The sequence below is a fragment of the Oceanomicrobium pacificus genome, assembly GCF_009833495.1.
GTDB lineage: Bacteria > Pseudomonadota > Alphaproteobacteria > Rhodobacterales > Rhodobacteraceae > Oceanomicrobium > Oceanomicrobium pacificus.
This window is the reverse complement of the sequence record NZ_WUWG01000001.1, coordinates 972,759-995,380: the sequence shown is the minus strand read 5'-3', so window position 1 is coordinate 995,380 and position 22,622 is coordinate 972,759. Positions and strand designations below refer to the sequence as shown.

Sequence of the window (22,622 nt, the reverse complement as noted above, 5' to 3'; positions counted from 1 at the left end):
CCTGCCTGTGCGGCGTCAGAACCGCTGCCCGACATAGACATAGGTGGTCAGGTCGCCATCCACATTGGCCGCCGCGTCGATGGAGAAATCGAGGCCGAAATCCTTGGACAGGCGGAAGCGGAAACCCGCGCCGCCCGCCAGCGCCGGATCACGCGACCCGAAACTGCCAAAATCTGCCGCGGTCTGGCCCGCGCCGACAAAGGCTGTGAACCCGATCCGCTCGGTCAGGCGGCTGCGGAACTCGGCCTGCGCGGACAGAAGCGCATAGTCGCGGAACTGGCCGACCGGATAGCCGCGGAACCCGTCGGTTCCGCCGATGGTGCAAAGCTCGTAGAAGGGCGCGTCACCGTCGACGCCGCAGGCCGCAAGGCGTGTGGCGACCATCATGTCCGGCCCGAATGGCAGGTAGTTTTCCATCCGCGCCGAGGCGACGGTGAAATCGAGCGTGTCGCTTTCGAGCGGCGCGCTTTGCAGCAGCTCCAGATCGGCATGGAACCCGTCGGTCGGGTAGAAATCATCGTCGCGGAAATCAAGCTCCACCGTCGGCCCGGCCAGCAGGCTCTCCACCCGCGGGCGCAGATCGGGCGGCAGGCCGCTGCCGAGATCGAGGTCGATCTCGCTGTCAATATAGCGGGCCTTCAGGCCAAGAAGGATATCGGGGGTAAATCCGTAGGCCGCCGTCACCTGGGCAAAGAGCGCATCCTGCGCGATCGGCAGCCGCAGGTCACTGCGCCCGATACCGAAGAAATCATAGTTGACCTCGGCCTTCCCGAGCAGGAGGCCGAGCCGCCAGCGCCCGTCTCCGAACCCCGTCTGGGTGCCGAACCCGTACCCCTGACTGCCATTGTTAGTCCGGAACCCGCCAATGCCGAGATAGGATTTCGGCGAGTCCGCGTCGAGTTGGTAGAGATACCCCACCACCCCGGCCAGACCGGTGCCGATGGTCGGGTTGTTGATCGGGATCGGCGCGACGATCACGTCGCCCTGCCGGAAGCCGTACCGGCTTTCGTCGAGACTGCGCACCGTTGGCAGGGTGGCATTGTAGATCGCGTCATTGGCCTGCGCCGCCGGCGCCGAAATGCCAAGCGCCAGAAGCGCGGCGCCCAGCAGGCGCGTCAGGAATTGGTGCCCGCTGCCGGACTCGAACCGGCATGACCGAAGGTCGAGGGATTTTAAGTCCCTTGTGTCTACCAATTTCACCAAGCGGGCCTTTCGCTGACGGATCAGTGTCTTGGTGTCCTAGCCGGTGGCGGGTCAGGGGGCAAGCGCGGCAACATCGGCCGCCGCGGCCTCCACCGCGGCTTCTGGCAGGCCGCGCACAACGACAACTGCGCCGTAGCTGCCCTCACGGATATAAGGATAGGACCCGATCGACAGGGCCGGATGGCGCGCGGCCACCTCCGCCAATGGGCCGGCCAGTTCGCCCTCCGGCAGGGCGATGTCGACAGAACGCGACGCGACCGCCTGCCCGTGGCGCAATGTCGGCAACACCGCATCGAGCATCGCGTTGAAGACCTTGGGCACCCCGGCCATCACATGCACATTGCCGATCCGGAACCCCGGCGCCTTCGACACCGGATTGTCGATCAGCGTCGCCCCGTCGGGAATGCGCGCCATGCGCAGCCGGGCCGGGTTCAGGTCGCGCTCCGGATCGGCATAGTTGGTGGCCAGGATCGCGCGCGCATCCTCGCGCACATCGATGCCCACACCGAAGGCCGCCGCAATGGCATCCGCAGTGATATCGTCATGCGTCGGGCCAATCCCGCCGCTGGTGAACACATAGTCGTAGGACCCGCGCAGCGCCGTCACCGCCGCGACGATCGCCGGTTCCTCGTCCGCGACGACCCGCACCTCTGCCAGCCTGATGCCGGCTGCGGTCAACTGGCCCGCCAGATGGTGCATGTTCGCGTCCCGCGTGCGGCCCGACAGGATCTCGTCCCCGATCACCAGCATGGCCGCGGTCGGGTTGGTGCCGCCTATGCTCTGTCCCGTTTCCGTCATGTCCGCCCCTTTCGCATGGCCGCCATGCAGCCCGATGATGCCCATTTGATAAACCGCTCTGCGGGGATTATGTAGGCTTCCGGAACGCAAAAAGGAGAGCGCGCGTGAAAGGTCCGTCTCATGGCCGTCTGAACAAGGACGGGATCACCCTGCACGACCCCGAGGATTTCGAGGGTATGCGCCGCGCTGGCAAGCTGGCGGCAGAGGTGCTCGACATGATCGCCGATCATGTGCGCCCGGGCGTGACCACGGCGCATCTCGACCAGCTCTGCCATGATTTCATTCAGGATCACGGCGCGGTTCCGGCCACGCTCGGCTACAAGGGCTATGCGCATTCGAGCTGCATCTCCATCAACCATGTGGTCTGCCACGGTATCCCGTCGGCCAAGGTGCTCAAGGATGGCGACATCCTCAATATCGACGTGACCGTGATTCTCGATGGCTGGTTCGGGGACACGTCGCGCATGTATGTGGCCGGCAAACTGTCCCGCAAGGCTGAACGGCTGGTCGACGCGACCCATGCCGCGCTCTTCAAGGGGATCGAGCAGGTCCGCCCGGGCAACACGTTCGGCGATATCGGCGCGGCTATTCAGCGCTATGCCGAAGCGCAGGGCATGTCTGTCGTGCGCGATTTCTGCGGTCACGGGCTCGGGCGCGTCTTCCATGCCGCGCCCAACGTGCTGCATTACGGGCGCTGGGGCACCGGTCCGGAACTGGAACCCGGCATGTTCTTCACCATCGAGCCGATGGTCAATCTCGGCCGGCCCGACACCAAGGTCCTGTCGGATGACTGGACCGCCGTGACCAAGGACCGGTCCCTGTCGGCGCAGTTCGAACATTCGATCGGCGTGACCGAGGACGGGTGCGAGATCTTCACCCTGTCTCCGGCCGATCTCTTCCAGCCGACCAAACGCGGTTAATCCCCGATTAACCCCTGACCGCCACTCTGGGTGGCGGCCGGGTGGTCACCATTCCTGTGCACCACGCGCCGCTCTGCGTCCCGCTTATGTCTCGTTGGCATCAGCGCGGCTGCGGAACTGCGCACGCCCGGTCGTGATGCCTGATTGTTTGCCCGTTCGTTTGACAGTTGGAATGCCGCCTGATGGCCCGCTCCGGATCCGGATCAGACAGGACCGACCCGCCCCTGCCCGGTCTGAGCGACACCGGCGCTGCCGGATCATTTGCGTCCGACCCCCAGATGCACCAGCAGCATCGAGAACGGTTGCGGGCCAAGCTGATGCGTGCGGGGCCGGAGGCGCTTGCCGATTACGAGCTTCTGGAACTGGTGCTGTTCCGCGCCATTCCGCGCCGCGACGTGAAACCGCTCGCCAAGGTTCTGATGGGGCGGTTCGGCAATTTCAACCATGTGATGAGCGCGCCGGTGCGGCAGCTTGAACGGGTGCCGGGCGTCGGCCCCGCCGTCATCCGCGAGTTGAAGATCGTGGAGGCCACGGCACACCGGTTCGCGCAAGCCGGCATCCTCGGGCAGGAGGTCCTGTCCTCCTGGGATGCCGTCGTCGCCTATTGCCGCGCACGCATGGCCCACCTCCCGACGGAGGAGTTCCGGATCCTTTTCCTCGACCGGCAGAACGTGCTCATCGCCGACGAGGCACAGCAGAAAGGCAGCGTCGACCATGTGCCGGTCTACCCGCGGGAGGTGGCCAAACGGGCGCTGGAACTGAACGCGTCTGCCCTGCTTCTGGTGCACAACCATCCGTCAGGCGACCCGCGCCCCAGCCAGGCCGATATCAAGATGACGCGGCAGGTGGAACAGGCGCTTTCAGCGCTCGGCATCACGCTTCATGACCATCTGATCGTCGGTAAGGCCGGGGCCACGAGCCTGCGCAGCCTCGGCCATATCTGACGCCCGTCTCAGATCTTGTCGCGGATCCAGACCTCGACGCGGCGGTTTACGCTGCGCCCGCGCTGGGTCTCGTTGCAGCCGAGCGGCGACAGTTCGCCGAAAGCCTCGACCGACAGGGTCTGGTCGGCCAGCGTGCCCTCGCCCGCCGCGATCACCAGCCCCTCGCGCACAAGTTCGGCACGGGCCCGCGATAGCACGAGGTTGCGCCGCGCATCACCGACCGTGTCGGAGAAGCCGATCAGCATGACCTCTTTTTCCGCATAGATGCCCGTCGCCAGATCGGCCGCAAAACGCTTGATGTCGGCCTTGGCCTTGGTGTCGAGCACCGCGCCGCCGGGCAGGAAGCGGAACGTGTAGGACAGCCGGTCGGCACCGACGAGCGTCTCGGTCATCTGGCGCAGCCCGTCGAGCGAGACCGACCCCGTCCGGTCGAGGATGGCCGCGGCGAACCGGAACCCCTGATCGCCGGGCGAGGAGACCGTCACCGCCTGATCGACAAACCCGCTATCGGCAATGACCGGCTGGGCCGCATCCGACAGGGCATAGTCGACAAAGTCGCGCGCCGCAGCCGGCAGTTTCTCGTCCGGTCCGTAGATGTAGATGCGCCGTGTCAGCGGATATTCTTCGGTCTGGATGGTAAACGGCGTCGGCGCGGTGCGGATATCGCACACGCCGCGGATCGCCAGCGCCTTGGCATTGCGCTCGGCCGAGAAACTCGTCACGCCGATGCCGAATTCATCATTGGCCACGGCGTCCGACACGTCCTGATCGCTCGCCAGCGCCACGGCGCCCGCGGACACAACAGTGTTTTCCGGCGTCATGATCAGGTCGTTGAACGCCTCGATGAGGCCGCTGTCAAACTCCCGCACATAAAGGGTGATGGGCGCATCCGGTCCGCCCAGATCCGACCAGTTCGAAATCTGGCCCGAGAAGACAAGGGCGATTTCCTTCTCGCTGATCGACTTGAGCAGATTGTCCTGATGGGTGACGACGATCAGCCCGTCGAGCGCCAGCACGTTTTCACGTCCCTCGGCGGCGGGATTGCCCTTGCCGGCAGCCTCGGATGCGGCAATCTCCTTCTCCCGCACCGGGCGGGTCGTGATCGCCATATCCGCCTCGCCCGCTATCAGCGCCTCGATCCCGCCGGTCGAGCCGACCGGATCGATGGTGATCTGCGCGACCGGATCGGGCGCGGCGCCTTTCAGGTCGAAACGCGTGCGATTGCTGCCGGCTTCGGCCGTCTGCATCAGGTCCGTGTCGGACTGGAACGCATAATCCTCGGCCAGCGCGGGCAGGAGGCTGGCGCTGATCGACCGCGATCCGGCAATGGTGAAATCGGTGCGCTCGGGGATGATCTCGGGGCAGGGGGCGCCGGTACATTCGACCTGCGCGGCATCGATGGTGATCGTGCCGATCGCCGTATCGATCTCGTAATTCTCGCCGTCATAGCCAAGGAACTCGCCCGACACTTCGATCGTCCCGTCGAAGGACCGCAAGGTCACCGTCTCGGCCAGTGCCGGCATGGCCAGCGCCAGCGCGGCTGCGGCCACGGCGCCGCGCCATGTGGTGGAAATTCTGCTCATCTTAACCCCCAATAATCGTCAACTCGCGTTGCCCGCGATGTTCCGGTTCAGCGTGGGGGCGTTCTTTCCGGGTCAGCGACCGGCGACGCGGATATCCTTGACCGCATTGCGCACAACGAACCCGCTGGCCCCTTCGCCGCATTCCCGCAACGAGAACAGGATATCACGCTGGTCCGGTCCTGTCCCGTCCTCGACGCGGATCACGTTGATGCCGATCTCCTGACCGCAGGCCGAGCCGCCATTGGCGACCTGCAGGGTCATCGTCACCACGCCGCGATCCTGACGCGAGGAGAGCGGCAGCGTGTAGACCTGTGCGCGCTCCAGTCCCTCTTCGCCCAGTTCCATCAGGAAGCCACCACCGCTGCGGCGGGCTTCGCGGTAGGAACTCGGCTTACCGGCCCAGACATGGCCTTCGCTGTTCGGGCGGGCGCCAAACTCCAGCGCATGCAGGTCAAGCTGCGCATCGCCGTTCCACGCCACCACGACACGGGCCAGACGGTCGATATCGTCGATATAGACGTCGCGTTTGGCCGCCGCACCATCGTCGAAACGCACCGACACGGTGGCGTCCTTGGTGAGTGCGGGCAGGTCCATCGCCAGATGGCCCTTGGAATTGGTCCGCTCGGTGATGACCATGCCGGCATGTTCGATATGCAAAAGCGTCGAGGGCCGGCATTTGCTGTCGAGATCGAGCGCGATCATCCCGCCGGAAACGGCATGCAGGTCCAGATCGACACGGCAGTCGGGTGCATCGGCCACGGCATCGCGGGTCGGCAGCGCGTTGGGATCGACGGCAGCCACGTCAAAGCCGGCCTCAGAGGCGGGAATGATCTCGATCTCGATTTCCGGCTCGCCGGCATCGGCCAGTTCGGCATCCGCCGCGCTGTCCTGCACCAGCGCGCCACCCGGATCGGCCGGAGTTGCGGGCACGCTGTCTGACAGGGCGGCCACCTGCTGTTCTTCCGCTTCGGGCAGCGGGGCGGGCACCAGATCGGCCACGAAAAGCCCGTCCGTCTGGGACTGTTCCAGACCCGGGGTCTGGCTCATCCGGGCGCGGGCCTGCAATTCGTCGCGGGTCAGCGGCACGATGATCTGGGCAGCGGTTTCGGTCGGCATCGCCTCTTCAGGCAGTTCGGCCGCAGTCAGGCGCACGGCCTCGGTCCGCGCATTTTCGGAACTGACAGTGCCGGTGTCGAGCGCCGGCTCGTCATCGCCGAAGAACGAACCAAAGGCGCTGGCGGTGCGGGCGAAGAAGCCGCTTTCGGCCTCAGCATCCGCTTCCGGTGTCACGACATTCGATTCGCCCACGGATGCCATGACCGTCGGGCCGGCTTCCGCACTGTCGGTCGGTGCGATGACGGGGGACTGTTCGGGTGCGGGCTGCGCGGCGGCAAGCGCCTGCGGTGCAGCAGGCGGCGCAATGGCCGGCGCTTCGAGCGAGACGGCGCCGAAGCTCGGCGTGGCCATATCGTCGGGCGGCGCGATCAGGCCGCTTGCGGCGGCCGCCACCTGTGTCGGGGCCTGCGGGTTCTCCTGCTGCGCCACGGCCTGATCGGGCTGGTCGACCACGGGGGCGACCGTATCGGGGCGGGTCCGGATTGCCGCCATGGCTTCGGACGGCGAAATCTCACCCACGTTCGACGGCGCGGCGAGGCCCGGCGCGGCCGGGGCTGCGGCCTGCGCGCCGATCTGGACATTTGCGGTGGTCTCGGTCACCGGCGCGGCCGCCTTGGCCGAAACGTCGGCCGAGGCGACCTGCGTCGTGTCGGGAATGACATTGAGCACGACCTGTGCGGTCGCCTGACTGTCGCCGCTGCCGACGCCATAGGTCAGGACGGTACGGCCCTCACACCCGTCGGATTGCGAGAAGACGAGCGTGCCGTTCACGATCTGGGCCGTGCCACAGGCGGGACCATCGACGATCACCGGCTGCCCGCCGAGCAGGGCCATTTCCTCGCCATTGTCGTTGGAAAACACGTCGAGCTTGGCCTCGCGGCCCGCGCGAACGGTATAGGCATCATCGGTCAGAACACCCGGCGGCTCGTCCTGAAACGATGCCATGATCGGTTCGGAAAACTGCGCCAAGGTGCCGATCCCTACGGTCAGCACCAAGCCTGTCAGCAATGTCATGGTGCGATCGTCGAGGCGCACGGGGGGACTCCAAACCTGGTTCGGACCCTTCAGATACTAGTTAATTTATCGATCAGAAACAGGGGCCTAGTGCCATTGTGCGCTATGTGGGTGTTTGGTGCAACACACCGCAACACCTAGGGGACACAAGGGCGGTTCTTCAAGATTTAGTCGCAAACTGCGGCGGTTTCATGGCGGCGCGCCGAATCAGCGCACCACCCTGTTCATCGCCCGTTCACGCAGCCGGAGATCAGGCCGCGCCGTGGCAATGCTTGTATTTCTTGCCCGACCCGCAGGGGCAGGGTGCGTTGCGCGGCGTATTGGCCCAGGCCGGATCGGCCGGCAGGCTGGCCGGGTCGGCATCACCGCCTTCGGCCGCACCGCTGGCGGCGTCGGCGGCTTCGAGCGCGGCCGCGCTCTGGGCCGCAAGCATGGCACGCTGTTGCTCGATCAGTTCCTGCTGCTCTTCCTGCGTCAGCACTTTCACATGGCTCAGCTGGCCGGTCACATCGGAGCGCAGCTTGTTCAGCAGCCCTTCAAAGAGCGTGAACGCCTCGGACTTGTATTCGTTGAGCGGATCGCGCTGCGCATAGCCGCGGAAACCGATGACCGATCGCAGGTGGTCGAGCACCAGCAGATGTTCGCGCCAGTGCCGGTCTATCGTCTGCAGCAGAACCTGCTTCTCGATCACGCGCATCGTCTCCGGCCCGTAATGGGCGGCTTTCTGTGCCATCAGCTTGTCGGCCTCGCCGGTCAGGCGCGCGCGCAGCTCGTCCTGATCGACGCCATCTTCCGCAGCCCAGTCCTCGATCGGCAGATCAAGGGCCAGATGCTTCTGCACATCGGCCTTCAGACCCTCAACATCCCATTGTTCCGAATAGGTTTTCGGCGGCGCATGTTCGTCGACCAGATCCTCGATCACCTGATGGCGCATATCCTGCACCACCTCCGACAGGTCCTTCGATTCCATGATTTCGCGGCGCTGCGAGAAGATCGCCTTGCGCTGGTCGTTCATCACGTCGTCATATTTGAGCAGGTTCTTGCGGATGTCGAAGTTGCGCGCCTCGACCTTGCCTTGCGCCCGCTCAAGCGCCTTGTTCACCCACGGGTGGACGATGGCCTCGCCCTCTTTCATCCCGAGCCGCGACAGCATCTTGTCGAGCCGGTCCGACCCGAAAATCCGCATCAGGTCATCTTCAAGGCTGAGGTAGAAATCGGTCCGGCCCGGATCGCCCTGACGGCCTGAGCGGCCGCGCAGCTGGTTATCGATCCGGCGGCTTTCATGGCGTTCGGTGGCCAGAACGAAAAGGCCGCCGGCTTCCAGCGCCTCTTTCTTCAGACCGGCGATCTCGGCCTCGACCTGCTGGCGGATCGCGGCAGGGTCGGCGCCCTCGCCGGCCGCCTCGATCTCGTGCAGCACCTTCATGTCGGGGTTGCCGCCAAGCTGGATGTCGGTCCCGCGGCCCGCCATGTTGGTGGCGATGGTCACGGCGCCCGGCACGCCGGCATCGGCAATGATTGCGGCTTCCTGTTCGTGGTAGCGCGCGTTCAACACGTTATGCGGGACGCCTTCGGCTTCCAGCATCTTGGAAATCAGCTCGGACTTCTCGATCGAGGTCGTGCCAACCAGCGTCGGCTGGCGGCGCGCATGGGCGTCCTTGATCGCCTCGACGATCGCGGTGAATTTCTCCTGCGCGGTGCGGAAGACCTGATCGTCATTGTCCTGACGCTGGATCGGCTTGTTGGTCGGCACCTCGACCACGCCAAGCCCGTAGATTTCCTGAAATTCCTCGGCCTCGGTCATGGCCGTGCCGGTCATGCCGCCGAGCTTGTCGTAAAGGCGGAAATAGTTCTGGAAGGTGACGGAGGCGAGGGTCACGTTCTCCGGCTTGATCTCCACGCCTTCCTTGGCCTCGATCGCCTGATGCAGCCCGTCAGACAGGCGGCGGCCGGCCATCATGCGCCCGGTGAACTCGTCGATGAGCATCACCTCGCCGTTGCGGACGATATATTCCTTGTCCTTCTGGAACATCTTGTGCGCGCGCAGACCCTGATTGAGGTGATGCACCAGCATCGTGCTCTCGGGGTCGTAGAGCGTGGCGTCATCCTCCAGCAGGCCGGCATCCTTCAGACGAACCTCAAGGAACTCGTTGCCCTCTTCTGTCAGCGTCACGGCGCGGGACTTCTCGTCCATCTCGTAATGCTCTTCGGCAAGCTCGGGGATGATCTTGTCGATGGTGATGTAGAGCTGCGACTTGTCCTCGGTCGGACCGGAAATGATGAGCGGGGTGCGGGCCTCGTCGATCAGGATCGAGTCAACCTCGTCGACGATCGCGAAATAATGGTCGCGCTGCAGGATCTGGTTGAGCTCGGACCGCATATTGTCGCGCAGATAGTCGAAGCCCAGCTCGTTGTTGGTGGCATAGGTGATGTCCGCCGCGTAGCCCGCGCGCTTATCCTCTTCCTCCATGCCCGGCACGGCAAGACCAGTGGTCATGCCGAGCGCCGAATAGACCTGGCCCATCCATTCCGCGTCACGCTTGGCCAGATAGTCGTTGACCGTCACCACATGCACGCCGCGCCCGGTGAGCGCGTTGAGATAGACCGGCAGGGTCGCCATCAGCGTTTTGCCCTCGCCCGTCTTCATCTCGGAAATGTCACCGCGATGGAGGAAGATGCCGCCGATCAGCTGCACGTCGAAGGGCCGCATCCCGAGCGCCCGCACCGCCGCTTCGCGCGCATTGGCGAAGGCCTCGGGCAGCAGGTCGTCCAGCGTCTCGCCCTGTGCCAGACGATCCTTGAATTCCTGCGTCTTTTCCTTGATCTGCGCGTCGCTCAGCGCCTGGAACTCGGGCTCCAGCTCGTTGATCCGGGCCACCAGCGGGCGAACGGATTTGATCAGTCGGTCATTCGGTGTGCCAAAAACCGTTTTGGCGAGCGTTCCAAGGCCCAGCATCGAAACTCCGTTCCGCGTTCTAAAGACCCGTGGCGGCCGCCAACAGGCTGTTTCCGAACCGTGTCGCCCGCCTGCGGTCGCAAGACTGCTTGTGACCCCGGCCCGCCTGTCCTAGATGTGACAGGGTCCGCCGCACGGCCGTTCGTTCGCGAATGGATGTAAGCGGCAGGTCTGACAGTGTCAACGGCACCCTGCCGCGACGCTCCAAGGCAAAAACGCCCGCACCAGCAGGGCAGCAACAGGAGAACCCCATGCGCAACCTCATCGCGGCCGGCTGCCTTTGTGCCGCCACCGCCCTCGCCCTTCCGGTCACCGCACAGGATACCGACTATTCGGCCGACACGGTCCTTGCCACCGTCAACGGAACCGAAATCACGCTGGGCCATGTGATTGCGCTGCGCTCCAAACTGCCGCAGGACTATCAGAGCATCCCCGACGAGATCCTCTTTCCCGGCATTCTCGACCAGCTGGTCGACCAGACGCTCCTGAGCCAGAAAATCGAGGAAGAGCGCGGCGGCGTGCCGACCGGTGTGCGCCTCTCGACCGAGAACGAGCGCCGCGGCCTGATGGCGGCACTGGCACTGCGCGAGCTGGAACCGCCCGCGCCGAGCGACGCGGAACTGCAAGAGGCCTACGAGACCTACATCCTGTCCGAGGAGCCCACGCCCGAATTTAACGCCTCCCACATTCTGGTGGAGAGCGAGGACGAAGCTGCCGCGATCGTGGCCGAGCTTGAGGGCGGCGCGGATTTCGCGGAACTGGCGATGGAGAAATCGACCGGCCCCTCCGGCCCCAATGGGGGCGAGCTTGGCTGGTTCGGCCCGGGCATGATGGTGCCGCCCTTCGAGGAGGCCGTGATGGCGCTGGAGGCAGGCGGCATTTCCGCCCCTGTCCAGACCCAGTTCGGCTGGCATGTCATCAAGCTGAACGACCAGCGCATGACCGAGCCGCCGTCGCTCGAAGACGCCCGCCCCGAGCTTGAAAACCTGCTCCGTCAGGAAGGGGTCGAAGCGGCGCTGGACGAGATCCGTGAAGCCGCAGAGATCACCCGTGACCTCGAGGCCGTGCCCGCGGATGCATTCCGCAATACTGACCTGATCATCGACTGACGGGGCCGCAGATGGCGACGATCGACAAAGTCTCCCCACTTGCGCCGAAAGGCGGGTTTCCCGACCTGCCGGCAGTGGGCGGGGTCCGGTTTTCCACCGTAGAAGCCGGTGTGCGCTACAAGGGCCGCCCGGATGTGATGCTGGCGGCCATCGATGCGGGTGCGACCATGGCGGGTGTGTTCACCCGGTCGCTGACCCGCGCCGCGCCGGTGCTCTGGTGCGAGGATGCCCTCGCGCGCCTGCACCGCGACGGACCGGAAAGCGCGGACAAGGGGTTTGCGATCGTCGTCAATTCCGGCAATGCCAATGCCTTTACCGGCGCGCATGGCCGCAAGGGGGTCGAGGCCACGGCAGCTGCGGCGGCTGAAGCGCTCGACCTTCCGGCCAGCCATGTGTTCCTGTCCTCGACCGGCGTGATCGGCGAGCCGCTTCCGGCAGAGAAGATCACCGCGCGAATGGGCGATCTGGCCGCTGCACTGTCGGGCGACGCGATCGAACCCGCCGCGCGCGCCATCATGACGACCGATACCTATCCGAAAGGGTCGGGCGAGACGCTCTCGCTCGGCGGAACGGACGTGCGCATCACCGGTATCGCCAAGGGATCGGGCATGATCGCTCCGGACATGGCGACGATGCTCGTCTACATCTTCACCGACGCGGCAGTGGCCGCGCCGCTTCTGCAGGAGATGCTGCGCGACCTAACCGACCGCAGCTTCAACTGCATCACGGTGGACAGCGACACCTCCACCTCCGACACGCTCCTGCTCGCCGCCACCGGTGCGTCGGGCATGGACCCGATCACCCGGTCCGACGACCCGCGCGCACCGCATTTTAAGGCCGCGCTCGGCCGGGTCATGCTGGACCTTGCGCATCAGGTGGTGCGCGACGGTGAGGGCGCGACGAAATTCGTCGAGATCGACGTGACCGGCGCCGCGTCGGACGCGGAAGCCCATCAGGTCGGCATGGCCATTGCCAACAGTCCGCTGGTGAAAACCGCCATCGCGGGCGAGGACCCGAATTGGGGCCGTATCGTCATGGCAGTCGGCAAATCCGGCGCCGAGGCCGACCGCGACCGCCTGACCATCCGGTTCGGTGACCTTCTGGTGGCCGAGAAAGGCTGGGTGGCGGAGAGCTACCGCGAGGAAGACGGCGCCGCGATCATGCGCGAGGACGAGATCACGATCCGGGTCGATCTGGGCATCGCGGACGGCCATGCCACGGTCTGGACCTGCGATCTGACCCATGCCTACATCTCGATCAACGCGGATTACCGCTCGTGAAGATGCTGCTGGTCTCGGCCGTGGCGCTCATCGATGCGGACGGGCGGGTGCTGCTCGCCCAGCGCCCCGAGGGCAAGTCGATGGCGGGCCTCTGGGAGTTTCCCGGCGGCAAGGTCGAGCCCGGAGAGACGCCGGAAGCCGCGCTGATCCGCGAGTTGCACGAGGAACTGGGCATCGACACATGGGAAAGCTGTCTGGCGCCGCTCAGTTTCGCCAGTCATGCCTACGAGTCGTTCCACCTGCTGATGCCGCTTTTTGCCTGCCGCAAATGGAAGGGCACGATGCAAGCGCGCGAGGGCCAGACCCTCGCCTGGGTCCGGCCGAACCGGCTGCGCGACTATCCGATGCCGCCCGCCGACCTGCCGCTCATTCCGGTGTTGCGCGACCTCCTCTGACCGTGTCGCGATAACCACATGTGCGACCGGCTACAGAATATTAGCCAAATTGCAGCCACAATCATTTGCATAGTGAAGGCTGTCCCGTTGCGCGGCATGGGCCGGCGCGACACCCCCGAACGGGCTGAACCGACTGATGACACGTAATTTTCGCCTGATGGCCCTTGTCGGCCTGACGCTCTGCACCGGCAGCCTTGCCGGGGCCGCGCCGATTCTCCTGCCGGGCACGACGGGGGCGAAAACCATCACGGTCGCCACGGATGCCGACCCGACATCCGTTTTGCGCGCGGGTGTGGATGACCTGCATCTGCGGCTCGAAGACAGCCGGGGGGAAAGTGTGACCGCCGCCCGCGACGCGGTCGATTTCCTGCACCGCGCCGGCAACTGGCTCTTCGGTCCGGCAGAGGGCTGACTGCTCAGCCCGCTTTCGGGCTGACCCATCCGGACAATTCACGCGTCACGATATCCGCCATCATGGCGACATGCGCATCGCTGTCATTGAGGCAGGGGATGTAGGTGAAGCGGGTGCCACCAGCTTCCTCGAAGCTTTCCTTGATCTCCTCGTTGATCTCTTCGAGCGTCTCCACACAGTCGGAGGAGAAAGCCGGTGCGATGATCGCGATATCCTTCTTGCCCTCTTCCGCAGCGATCCGCGCCACCTCTTTCACCGTATAGGGTTTCAGCCACTCTTCGCGCCCGAAGACCGACTGGAAGGTCGTGCGCACCTCGCCCGTCTCCCATCCGAGCCGTTCGGTCAGAAGGCGCGTCGTCTTGGCACACTGGCAGTGATAGGGATCGCCCTGCATTAGGTATCGGATCGGCATCCCGTGGTAGGAGGCCACCAGCAGGTCGGGCCGCCGGTCAAGCTTGGCATAGGCCGCCTCCACCGACCGCGCCAGCGCATCGATATACAGCGGATTATCGAAATAGGCCGGGACGGTGCGGATCGCGGGCTGCCAGGCAAGCTCCATCAGAGCGCGGAAAGCCTGATCGTTGGCGGTCGCCGTCGTGGCGCCGGCATATTGGGGATAGAGCGGGAAGAAGAGGATCCGCTCGCAGCCGGCCTTCTGCATCTTCTCCATCACCGACTTTGTCGATGGATTGCCGTAGCGCATGCAGAATTCGACCATCACATCATCGCCGAACAGGTCCGCCATCCGCTCGGCCAGCCGGTCGCGCTGCGCCCGCGTCGTCGTCAGGAGCGGGCTTTCGTCCAGTTCCTCGTTCCAGATGCCGCGATAGGCCTCGCCCGAGGAAAAGGGCCGCTTGCTGAGGATGATCAGTTGCAGGAGCGGCTGCCATTTCCAGCGCGCGATATCGATGACGCGCCGGTCGGACAGGAACTCGTTGAGATAGCGCCGCATAGACCAGTAGTCGGTCGCGTCCGGCGTGCCCAGATTGGCGATCAGGACGCCTGTTCTGGCGCGCGGGACAGGCGGGTGGTCCGACGGGGCATGGGCCAGACGCCCCGCGCCCGGGTGATCGATCTCCGGCGTCGCCGTCTCGTGCTTCGGTCCTGTCTCGCTGTTCATGGTCATCCCGTCTCAGGCGCTTGTCGCGCTTTTCCTTGCCCTAGCATTGGTTGCCGGACCGTCAAAGCGGGTTTCGGACGGCAGGACCGCGCGGATCACTCTGGAGGGGTGCGCAAATGGCCGCAGGCGAGTGGACGGCACCTGTCAGCCGCCCGCCTTCTCGCCGCCAGATTGCTCGACCGTGCCCAGCGCATCGGCCAGCCGCGCCGTTGCGCTGCCCGGCCGCAGCGGTTGCGGCTGATCCGCCGACGGCGCCCAGCCAGTCAGGAACACAAGCTCGAATGTCGCGATGACCCGGCCCGAGCCACCCGGTTCGGCGAAATGCCGACCATAAATCTCGACCGCGCTGGCAAGTGTCGTGCGGCGCAGGAACTGCTTGCGCCGCGCGGCCATCACGTTTGTCTCTCCCATGGCGCGCAGGTCCTGCATCAGATGCAGGGCGGACTGGTAGCTCACCGTCAGCGTGTCGCTGTCCGCGACCGGCAGGGCCAGGCCCGCGCGCTGCAAGAGGCCACCCAGATCCCGCAATTCGCCCATCGGCGCGACGCGCGGTGACAGGCCGCCCTCGCAAAGGGTTTCCGCCTCGGCCATGGCACGACGAAGTTCCGACAGGGTCTGTCCACCGAAGAGCACGGCCAGTGCCAGACCGTCGGGGCGCAGCGCACGGCGCATCTGCACAAGCTGACCGACGGGATCGTTCGCCCAGTGCAGCGCCAGACCGTGGACGATCAGGTCCAGAGACCCCTCTTCAAGATCGAGCAGGTCGGTGTCCGACAGTGTCGCAACGGTGCCTACGGACGGAACGCTGCGAAGTTCGTCCGCCCAGAGCGCTGCCTTTGGGCCGATCACCGCGCAGTCCTGAAATGACTTGTTAACCTCGTTCAGTCTTTCTGAAACCTGCGCGGCAGCCGCCTCGTGCAGGAAAGTGGCAGACGCAGGGCCACGCGCCGCGCGGGCGCGGCGCTGATCCAGAAGGGTGCGGTCGAACAGATCGGGCGGTCGTGTCATGTCCCCCGTCTAGCCCGCGCCGATAGCGGAGGAAAGCCCATGCTGCACACGTTCGCGGGACCGGCGCGCCTGGGGCTGAACCTGATCTTCCCCCCGCGCTGCATGGCCTGCACCGCGCCGGTCGGCGGCCCCGGCGGGCTCTGTCCCTCCTGCTGGCGGGACCTGACGCTCCTGTCCGGCCCCACGTGCGACCGCTGTGCGGTGCCGGTTCTGGCCGATGCACGCGCTCCCGGGGACGCACCGCTGCTTTGTGACAGCTGCACCACCGCACCACCAGCGTGGGACCATGCGCGGGCGGTGCTTCTCTATGGCGGGACAGGGCGCGCACTGGTGCTGGCGCTCAAACATGCCGACCGGCTCGACATTGCGCCGGTGCTTGCCCGCTGGATGGCCCGCGCAGCACCGGACCTGCTCTCGCAGACCGACCTGATCCTGCCGGTGCCGCTCCACTGGCGGCGGCGGCTTGGCCGGCGGGCGAACCAGTCGGCGGAGCTTGCCCGCCACCTGTCGCGCGCAACCGGCTGCCCGTGGTCGCCTGACCTGCTCCGCCGGTGCCGCTCCACGCCGAGCCTTCAGGGTCAGGACCGCGCGGAACGGCAGCGCACGGTCGAAGGCGCTTTCGTCATCCGCGAACGGCAGGCGGGCCGGATCGCGGGCCGGACCCTCCTTCTGATCGACGATGTGATGACCTCGGGCGCGACACTCGCCGCCTGCACCCGTGTCCTGAAAGGCGCAGGCGCGGCGGGCGTCTCGGTTCTGGTCGCGGCACGCGTTGAACGGCCGGTCTGACGCCCTATATTGGCGATGGTGAGCCCGCACCGGGACCGGACCAGAGGACTGCCAGAATGAAATCCGTCGAGCTATATACAACGCCCATCTGCGGCTATTGCGCCGCTGCGAAACGCCTGCTGAACGGCAAGGGTGTCTCCTACGTTGAAATCGACGTCATGCAGAATCCCGAGGCACGGGCCGAGATGGTCCAGCGCAGCCAGGGTGGCCGGACCGTGCCGCAGATTTTCATCGGCGACATGCATATCGGCGGCTTTGATGACATGAACGCGCTCGACCGCGCGGGCAAGCTCGACCCGCTTCTGGCGGCCTGACGCGATGCGCGCCGGGCTCATCCAGCTGTCGAGCGGGGAGGAGCCGGCCGCCAACATCACCCACTGCACCGAACTGGTACGCGAAGCCGCCGCAGGTGGTGCTGAGGTTCTGCTGACGCCCGAAAACAGCAACCTTCTGACCGCCGACCGCGCGCTGCAGCGCCGGATCGTGCTGCCCGAGGGCGACGATCCTTTCGTGGCCGCCATGCGCGAATTGGCGGCGGACCTGTCGGTCTGGCTGCTTCTCGGCTCGGTCGCCGTGCGCGGCGATGATCCCGACCGCCATGCGAACCGGTCGCTCCTGATCGCGCCCGATGGCCGGATTGCAACGCGCTATGACAAGATCCACATGTTCGACGTCACCCTCGGATCGGGGGAGAGCTACCGCGAAAGCGATGCCGTGGCTCCGGGTGACCGGACCGTGCTGGCGCATGCCGCCGGTATGACGCTTGGCCTGACGATCTGCTACGACCTGCGGTTCGGTCTGCTCTACCGGATGCTGGCGCAAGCAGGCGCGCAGATCCTGACCGTGCCGTCCGCCTTCACCCGCCCAACCGGAGAAGCCCATTGGGAGGTGCTGTTGCGCGCCCGCGCGATCGAGACCGGTTCCTATGTGCTTGCGCCCGCGCAATGTGGCGTGCACCGGTCGGCCAATGCGCCGGACCGCAAGACCCACGGCCACAGCCTTGCCGTAGACCCGTGGGGGCAGGTGATCGGAGATGGCGGAACCGCGCCCGGCGTCACGCTGGTTGAAATCGACCGCCAAGCGGTGGATGCTGCCCGCAGGCGCATTCCCAGCCTGATCCATGACCGCCCGTTGCCCGCGCCGGAGGGCGTCTGAGGGACCCGCATGAACCAGACCACGGTCAATGACCCGCTCGTCATTGCACTCTTCAGCGAGATCGCCGCAACCGAGCAGCTTGCCCGCACGCGGCTTTCCCGCGCGCTGCCGCCGGGGATGGAACTGTCACATTTCATCGTGCTGAACCATTTCGCCCGGCTGCGCGGCGAGAAGACCCCCGCACAACTGGCGCGGATCTTCCACCTGACAAAGGGCGCCATGACCAACACGCTGAGCAAGCTGGAACGGGCGGGCTATGTGCATATCCGCCCCGACTGGGACGATGCGCGGCGCAAGCTCGTGTCGATCAGTCCCGCAGGCCTTGCGGCGCGGGAAGCCGCCGTGTCGGCCATCTCTCCGGTGTTCGAGGACATGATGCGCAAGCTCGGTCCGGAAAAGATCCGCGCGGCGCTGCCGTTCCTGCGCGAGCTGCGCGAACATCTTGGCGATGGTCTGGACTGACGACGCCTGATCGGGGGCGCTATGCGGCGGGCCGGGTGCTCGCGGTGACGTAATTCACGCTCAGGTCCCGGTCGGACAGGCGCCATGACCAACTGATCGGGTTGAAGACAAACCCGGTCCGGTCCTCGGGCGTCAGGCCCGCGCGGCGCAGCAGGTCGAACAACTCATCGGGCGTGATGAACTTGCGCCAGTCATGCGTGCCCTTGGGCAGCCAGCGCATCACATGTTCCGCCCCGATGATCGCCATGGCAAAGCTTTTGGGATTGCGGTTGATCGTGGAGCAGATCATCAGCCCGCCGGGCTTCAAAAGGTCGTGACAGGCGTTCAGGTAGCCCAGCGGATCGGCCACATGCTCGACCACTTCCATGTTCAGCACCACGTCGAACTGCTCGCCCGCCGCGGCCAGTGCCTCGGCCGTTGTATGGCGGTAATCGATCGCCAGACCCGACTGTTCGGCATGGACGCGGGCGACGGGAATGTTGCGCTCCGCCGCATCTGCGCCGACAACCTCCGCACCGAGCCGTGCCATCGGCTCCGACAGCAGCCCGCCGCCACAGCCGATATCGAGAATACGCAATCCTTCAAAGGGCTTGGGCGCTTTCGGGTCGCGCCCGAACTCGCCTGCAATCTGGGTCACGATATAGTCGAGACGGCAGGGATTGAGCATGTGGAGCGGCTTGAACTTGCCGTTCGGATCCCACCATTCCGCGGCCATCGCCTCGAACTTGGCGACCTCGGCCGGATCGACCGTGCCGGAATTCTGGGATTGCGTTGCGCTCATGGGTCCAACCTGCCATTCTTGATCCGTTCATTACAGGACATAGTGCATCCATGCGAGAAAACGCGCGCCAAATTGGCGCAGCCCTGCGCCGCACCGTCTATCCGCCCGTCGCACCGTTTCATCAGATGATGATGGATGTGGGCGACGGCCACCGGATCTATGTCGAGCAATGCGGCAATCCCGATGGCGTGCCGGTGCTCGTCCTGCATGGCGGGCCGGGCGGGGGCTGCTATCCCGGCATGCGGCGCTTTTTCGATCCAGACCATTACCGGATCGTGCTGTTCGACCAGCGCGGCTGCGGGCGGTCCACCCCCCATGCCAGCGTGGAGCACAACACGACATGGGACCTCGTCACGGATATCGAGGAGATCCGCGCGGCCCTTCGGATCGACGCCTGGCTCCTGTTCGGTGGGTCCTGGGGCTCAACGCTTGCACTTCTCTATGCGCAGGCCCATCCGGACCATGTTCTGGCGCTGGCGCTGCGCGGCATCTTCACCATGACACAGGCGGAACTCGACTGGTTCTACGGCGGCGGGGCCGGACGGTTCTTCCCCGAAGCCTGGGCCCGGTTCATCGCCCCGATCCCGGAGCAGGAACGCGGCGACCTGATCGCGGCCTATCACGCACGGCTTTTCGGTGACGATCCGCGCGAACTGATGCGCTGCGCGACGACCTGGTCGGCCTGGGAAAGCGCGCTCGCCGTGCTGGAGGGCGAGGGGCGGACCGCCGGTCCCGGCGGCGACTATGCCCGCGCCTTCGCCCGTTTGGAAAACCACTATTTCACCCATAATGGCTGGCTGGAGGAAGATGGCCAGATCCTGCGGGACATGGACCGGATCGCGCATCTGCCCGGCCATATCGTGCAGGGCCGATACGACATGATCTGCCCGCCCGCGACTGCCGTGACGCTGGCCGACCGCTGGCCGGCGGCACGTCTGCATATGGTGGGCGCGGCGGGCCATGCCCTGTCGGAGCCGGGCATCACGGCCGCACTCGTTGCGGCGATGGAGGAACTCAAAGGCGTGGCCGAGCGGGGCTGAAACGCCGCCGGTCCCGCCCGATTGCGTAGCGAAGGAGGGACCGATGGAAAAGGTAGACGGGTTCGGGGGACTGTTCTTCCGCGCGAAAGACCCGGCCGCGCTGGCCGCATGGTATCACGAGCATCTGGGGATCGATCCGGTCCCGTCAGACTATGAGAGCCGGGTCTGGGAACAAGCCGCGGGGCCGACCGTCTTCGCGCCGTTTCCTGCGGACAACGACTATTTCGGCAACCCTGCGGCGCAATTCATGCTGAATTTCCGCGTCCGCGACCTCGACGCGATGGTGGCGCAACTGACCGCAGCAGGCATCGAGGTTACGCCGCATCCCGAACCCCTGCCGAACGGCCGGTTCGCGCGGCTGGCCGATCCCGAGGGCACGCCCATCGAGCTTTGGGAACCGGCGGACCCGTCCGCCGGCTGACCCGCGCGGATCAGAGCGTGGCGGCGAGCCGGCTGCCCTGATCGATCGCGCGTTTCGCGTCCAGTTCGGCGGCCACATCCGCGCCGCCGATTACATGCACTTCCGTACCGCTGCCGGCCAGCGCGTCGGCGAGGCTGCGCTCCGACAGTTGCCCGGCGCAGAGCACGATCGTGTCGGCTTCGACGAGCGTCGGGCGCTCGCGGGCCTCGCCGAAGGAAATATGCAGGCCATCCGCGTCGATCCGCTCGTAATTGACGCCCGCGACCATCTCTACATCCTTCATTTTCAACGCGGCACGGTGAATCCATCCGGTCGTCTTGCCGAGCCGCTTGCCGGGCTTCTCCGCCTTGCGCTGCAGAAGCGTCACCTTGCGCGCCGGTGCCTCGGGCTGCGGCCCTTCGGGTGCAAGCCCGCCGCGCACTTTTGCCGGATCGCTGACACCCCATTCCGCGCGCCAGAGCGCCGGATCTTCGGTCGGCGAAGTGCCTTCATGGACGAGGAACTCCGCCACGTCGAAGCCGATCCCGCCAGCGCCAACGATGGCGACCCGGTCGCCCACCGGAACCTTGTGGCGCAGCACGTCGATGTAATCGACCACGTTGCTGCCTTCCTGTCCGGGGATCTGCGGGTCACGCGGCACAACGCCCGTGGCAATCACGACCGCATCGAAACCGTCCAGCATCTCTGCCGTGGCTTCGGTGCCAAGCTGCAATTCGATCCCGCGCCGCTCGACCATCGTGCGGTAATAGTCGACAAGTCCGTGAAACTCCTCTTTGCCGGGGATCTGCTTGGCCATGTTGAGCTGGCCGCCAAGCTCCGCTGCGCGGTCAAACAGCGTGACTGCGTGCCCGCGTTCCGCCGCGACGAGCGCGGTCGAGAGGCCCGCAGGCCCGGCGCCGACAATGGCAATCCGGCGCGGCGCTTCCACCGGCGCATAGACAAGCTCCGTCTCGTGGCAGGCCCGCGGGTTGACGAGGCAGGAGGTCAGTTTCATCGAGAATGTATGGTCAAGGCAGGCCTGATTGCAGGCGATGCAGGGCGCGATCTCGTCGGCGCGGTCCTCCGCTGCCTTGTTGACGAAATCGGGGTCGGCAAGGAAAGGCCGCGCCATCGACACCATGTCCGCGCAGCCGTCCGCCAGCACCTCTTCGGCCACGTCGGGCATGTTGATCCGGTTGGAGGTCACGAGCGGCACGGAGACCTTGCCCATCAGCTCCTTCGTGACCCAAGCAAAGGCCTTGCGCGGGACCGAAGTGGCGATGGTCGGCACGCGGGCCTCGTGCCAGCCGATACCGGTGTTGATGATGGTCACGCCGGCCTCTTCCACGGCGCGGGCAAGCTGGACCACTTCCTCATGCGTGGAGCCGTTCGGGATCAGATCGATCATCGACAGGCGGAAAATCAGGATGAAATCCGGTCCGACCGCGTCGCGGCACCGGCGCACCACCTCCACGGCCAGGCGCATCCGGTTCTCGTAGGACCCGCCCCAGCGGTCGGTCCGCTTGTTGGTGTGGGTGACGAGGAACTGGTTGATGAAATAGCCCTCGGACCCCATGATCTCGACCCCGTCATATCCGGCCTCGCGGGCGCGGGCGGCGGCGGTCGCGATATCGGCGATCTGCTTCTCGATCCCCTCTTCGTCCAGTTCCTTGGGCGGGAAGGGCGAGATCGGGGATTTGACGGGCGAGGGGGCAACCGCCTTCGGCGAGTAGGCATAGCGGCCCGCATGCAGGATCTGCATGGCGATCTTTCCGCCGGCTGCGTGGACCCGGTCGGTCACCTGCCGGTGATTGTAGATGTCGGTCTGCGAGAAGAGGCCGGACGCGCCGGGGAAGACCGCGCCTTCCTCGTTCGGGGCAATCCCGCCCGTGACGATCAGCCCGACACCGCCGGCAGCCCGCGCCGCGTAATATTCCGCGATACGGTTCCAGTCGCCCACCTCTTCGAGATTGGTGTGCATCGACCCCATCAGCACACGGTTCTTCAACGTGGTGAAGCCGAGGTCGAGCGGGGCGAGGAGATGCGGGTAACGGCTCTCGGTCATGGTCGGTCCTCCGATCAGGGTCGCGGGGCGGTTCTGGCGCCACCTTTCCCGAAATGCCCACCGGAGTCACGC

At 65.7% G+C, this 22,622-nt stretch carries 21 protein-coding genes and 1 tRNA gene; 12 read left to right on the top strand and 10 right to left on the bottom strand.

Translation table 11 applies throughout. From position 1 onward, the window contains the following. Window positions 1-15: 15 nt before the first annotated feature. From GSH16_RS16065 to GSH16_RS04890, 3 genes are all read right to left on the bottom strand, one after another. A complete protein-coding gene (locus tag GSH16_RS16065; protein ID WP_160852463.1) occupies window positions 16-1,023 on the bottom strand; it encodes a BamA/TamA family outer membrane protein in 1,008 nt (335 codons plus the stop codon). A 100-nt stretch (window positions 1,024-1,123) separates the two neighbouring features. Then, window positions 1,124-1,209: transfer RNA gene (locus GSH16_RS04895), tRNA-Leu, on the bottom strand. A 45-nt stretch (window positions 1,210-1,254) separates the two neighbouring features. Beyond that, window positions 1,255-2,001: a competence/damage-inducible protein A gene (locus tag GSH16_RS04890; RefSeq protein ID WP_160853035.1), complete on the bottom strand. Its 747-nt coding sequence runs from the start codon at window positions 1,999-2,001 to the stop codon at window positions 1,255-1,257. 104 nt (window positions 2,002-2,105) lie between these two features. Between GSH16_RS04890 and map the strand changes: the two genes are divergently transcribed. After that, the gene (map, locus tag GSH16_RS04885; protein WP_328803163.1) at window positions 2,106-2,921 is read left to right on the top strand and encodes a type I methionyl aminopeptidase; all 816 of its coding nucleotides are present in this window, start codon (window positions 2,106-2,108) and stop codon (window positions 2,919-2,921) included. A 182-nt stretch (window positions 2,922-3,103) separates the two neighbouring features. Next, complete coding sequence (gene radC, locus GSH16_RS04880) at window positions 3,104-3,865, top strand: RadC family protein (RefSeq protein WP_160852461.1); 762 nt, start codon at window positions 3,104-3,106, stop codon at window positions 3,863-3,865. Between the two features lie 8 nt (window positions 3,866-3,873). Here radC and GSH16_RS04875 read toward each other — a convergent pair whose 3' ends face one another. The 3 genes from GSH16_RS04875 to secA form a co-directional block, all read right to left on the bottom strand. Further along, window positions 3,874-5,448: a phosphate ABC transporter substrate-binding/OmpA family protein gene (locus GSH16_RS04875; RefSeq protein ID WP_160852459.1), complete on the bottom strand. Its 1,575-nt coding sequence runs from the start codon at window positions 5,446-5,448 to the stop codon at window positions 3,874-3,876. A 72-nt stretch (window positions 5,449-5,520) separates the two neighbouring features. Further along, the gene (locus GSH16_RS04870) at window positions 5,521-7,578 is read right to left on the bottom strand and encodes a hypothetical protein (protein ID WP_160852457.1); all 2,058 of its coding nucleotides are present in this window, start codon (window positions 7,576-7,578) and stop codon (window positions 5,521-5,523) included. A 250-nt stretch (window positions 7,579-7,828) separates the two neighbouring features. Then, window positions 7,829-10,534, bottom strand: coding sequence for a preprotein translocase subunit SecA (gene secA, locus GSH16_RS04865; RefSeq protein WP_160852455.1), 2,706 nt, complete (start codon window positions 10,532-10,534; stop codon window positions 7,829-7,831). Between the two features lie 251 nt (window positions 10,535-10,785). Between secA and GSH16_RS04860 the strand changes: the two genes are divergently transcribed. From GSH16_RS04860 to GSH16_RS04845, 4 genes are all read left to right on the top strand, one after another. After that, window positions 10,786-11,643 (top strand): peptidylprolyl isomerase, encoded by an 858-nt coding sequence (locus GSH16_RS04860; protein ID WP_160852453.1) that lies wholly within the window; start codon window positions 10,786-10,788, stop codon window positions 11,641-11,643. A gap of 11 nt (window positions 11,644-11,654) precedes the next feature. After that, window positions 11,655-12,923, top strand: a complete 1,269-nt coding sequence (argJ, locus tag GSH16_RS04855) for a bifunctional glutamate N-acetyltransferase/amino-acid acetyltransferase ArgJ (protein ID WP_160852451.1) — start codon at window positions 11,655-11,657, stop codon at window positions 12,921-12,923. Beyond that, a complete protein-coding gene (locus GSH16_RS04850) occupies window positions 12,920-13,318 on the top strand; it encodes a (deoxy)nucleoside triphosphate pyrophosphohydrolase (protein WP_160852449.1) in 399 nt (132 codons plus the stop codon). Before argJ ends, GSH16_RS04850 begins: the two co-directional genes overlap by 4 nt. Before the next feature lie 136 nt (window positions 13,319-13,454). After that, window positions 13,455-13,730, top strand: a complete 276-nt coding sequence (locus GSH16_RS04845) for a hypothetical protein (protein ID WP_160852447.1) — start codon at window positions 13,455-13,457, stop codon at window positions 13,728-13,730. 4 nt (window positions 13,731-13,734) lie between these two features. Here GSH16_RS04845 and hemH read toward each other — a convergent pair whose 3' ends face one another. Together hemH and GSH16_RS04835 are read right to left on the bottom strand one after the other, a co-directional pair. Next, window positions 13,735-14,850, bottom strand: coding sequence for a ferrochelatase (gene hemH / locus GSH16_RS04840; RefSeq protein ID WP_205523961.1), 1,116 nt, complete (start codon window positions 14,848-14,850; stop codon window positions 13,735-13,737). Between the two features lie 144 nt (window positions 14,851-14,994). Further along, a complete protein-coding gene (locus GSH16_RS04835; protein WP_160852443.1) occupies window positions 14,995-15,858 on the bottom strand; it encodes a methyltransferase domain-containing protein in 864 nt (287 codons plus the stop codon). Window positions 15,859-15,897: 39 nt separating this feature from the next. On the opposite strand from GSH16_RS04835, the gene GSH16_RS04830 reads away from it, so the two are divergent. The 4 genes from GSH16_RS04830 to GSH16_RS04815 are packed head-to-tail and all read left to right on the top strand — an operon-like array spanning window position 15,898 to window position 18,264. Beyond that, on the top strand, window positions 15,898-16,647 hold the full coding sequence (locus GSH16_RS04830; RefSeq protein ID WP_160852441.1) for a ComF family protein: 750 nt from the start codon (window positions 15,898-15,900) through the stop codon (window positions 16,645-16,647). Between the two features lie 56 nt (window positions 16,648-16,703). Beyond that, window positions 16,704-16,961, top strand: coding sequence for a glutaredoxin 3 (gene grxC, locus GSH16_RS04825; RefSeq protein ID WP_160852439.1), 258 nt, complete (start codon window positions 16,704-16,706; stop codon window positions 16,959-16,961). 4 nt (window positions 16,962-16,965) lie between these two features. Continuing rightward, a complete protein-coding gene (locus GSH16_RS04820; RefSeq protein WP_160852437.1) occupies window positions 16,966-17,802 on the top strand; it encodes a carbon-nitrogen hydrolase family protein in 837 nt (278 codons plus the stop codon). Window positions 17,803-17,811: 9 nt separating this feature from the next. Beyond that, window positions 17,812-18,264, top strand: a complete 453-nt coding sequence (locus GSH16_RS04815; RefSeq protein ID WP_160852435.1) for a MarR family winged helix-turn-helix transcriptional regulator — start codon at window positions 17,812-17,814, stop codon at window positions 18,262-18,264. A 19-nt stretch (window positions 18,265-18,283) separates the two neighbouring features. Here GSH16_RS04815 and ubiG read toward each other — a convergent pair whose 3' ends face one another. Further along, on the bottom strand, window positions 18,284-19,045 hold the full coding sequence (gene ubiG / locus GSH16_RS04810; protein ID WP_160852433.1) for a bifunctional 2-polyprenyl-6-hydroxyphenol methylase/3-demethylubiquinol 3-O-methyltransferase UbiG: 762 nt from the start codon (window positions 19,043-19,045) through the stop codon (window positions 18,284-18,286). 50 nt (window positions 19,046-19,095) lie between these two features. On the opposite strand from ubiG, the gene pip reads away from it, so the two are divergent. Together pip and GSH16_RS04800 are read left to right on the top strand one after the other, a co-directional pair. Next, entirely contained in the window at window positions 19,096-20,085 is a 990-nt protein-coding gene (gene pip / locus GSH16_RS04805; protein ID WP_160852431.1) for a prolyl aminopeptidase, read from the top strand. 43 nt (window positions 20,086-20,128) lie between these two features. Next, window positions 20,129-20,506 (top strand): VOC family protein, encoded by a 378-nt coding sequence (locus GSH16_RS04800; RefSeq protein WP_160852429.1) that lies wholly within the window; start codon window positions 20,129-20,131, stop codon window positions 20,504-20,506. A 10-nt stretch (window positions 20,507-20,516) separates the two neighbouring features. Here GSH16_RS04800 and GSH16_RS04795 read toward each other — a convergent pair whose 3' ends face one another. Next, a complete protein-coding gene (locus GSH16_RS04795; RefSeq protein WP_160852427.1) occupies window positions 20,517-22,550 on the bottom strand; it encodes an NADPH-dependent 2,4-dienoyl-CoA reductase in 2,034 nt (677 codons plus the stop codon). Between the last annotated feature and the right edge of the window lie 72 nt (window positions 22,551-22,622).